This is a genomic window from Catenulispora rubra (assembly GCF_015356825.1).
In the GTDB taxonomy this organism is placed as follows: domain Bacteria; phylum Actinomycetota; class Actinomycetes; order Streptomycetales; family Catenulisporaceae; genus Catenulispora; species Catenulispora rubra.
The window spans coordinates 1-392 of sequence record NZ_JAACYW010000811.1 but is presented as its reverse complement, the minus strand read 5'-3'; the positions used below and the strand labels follow the sequence as shown (position 1 = coordinate 392).

The following is a 392-nucleotide window of genomic DNA, read 5'->3' as shown; positions in this document are numbered from 1 at the left end:
ATCTCCGTCTCATGCGCTACGCGGTCGCCGTGGCCGAGGAGGGCGGTTTCCAGCGCGCGGCCGAGCGGCTGATGATGGCGCAGCCGCCGCTGAGCCGGCAGATTCGCGACCTGGAGCGCGAACTGGGCGTGACGCTGTTCCGGCGGCGGCCGGCCGTCCACCTGACCGAAGCCGGACAGGTGTTCATCGCCTCGGCCCGCCGCATCCTGGCCGAGACCGACCGCATGATCGAGCAGACCGCGGCGGCCGCGCGCGGCGAGCTCGGCACCGTGCGCGTCGGCTACATCCACTCGGCGGTCTTCGACACCGTGCCGCAACTGGTCGCGGCGATGGCGCAGCGCCATCCCGGGGTCACCGTCGACGTTCACGAAGGCTGGAGTCCGGCCCTGGAC

At 72.4% G+C, this 392-nt stretch carries 1 protein-coding gene; it reads left to right on the top strand.

From position 1 onward, the window contains the following. Positions 1-392, top strand: a 392-nt coding sequence (locus tag GWK61_RS55530; RefSeq protein WP_194922411.1) for a LysR family transcriptional regulator, incomplete at both ends; no start/stop codon positions are given.